The organism is Salmonella sp. SAL03688 (assembly GCF_046551895.1).
GTDB lineage: Bacteria > Pseudomonadota > Gammaproteobacteria > Enterobacterales > Enterobacteriaceae > Salmonella > Salmonella enterica.
In genome coordinates, this window is record NZ_JBGDVI010000074.1 from 1 (window position 1) to 306 (window position 306).

The 306-nt window shown below is 52.0% G+C and carries 1 rRNA gene; it reads right to left on the reverse strand.

Annotated elements, in window-relative coordinates:
- Positions 1-306 (reverse strand): 23S ribosomal RNA (locus ACLJR2_RS23775); the annotation flags it as partial.

Genomic DNA, 306 nt, shown 5'->3' on the forward strand with positions numbered 1-306 from the left:
CATTAGTCGGTTCGGTCCTCCAGTTAGTGTTACCCAACCTTCAACCTGCCCATGGCTAGATCACCGGGTTTCGGGTCTATACCCTGCAACTTAACGCCCGGTTAAGACTCGGTTTCCCTCCGGCTCCCCTATGCGGTTAACCTTGCTACAGAATATAAGTCGCTGACCCATTATACAAAAGGTACGCAGTCACACAGGTAAACCTGTGCTCCCACTGCTTGTACGTACACGGTTTCAGGTTCTTTTTCACTCCCCTCGCCGGGGTTCTTTTCGCCTTTCCCTCACGGTACTGGTTCACTATCGGTC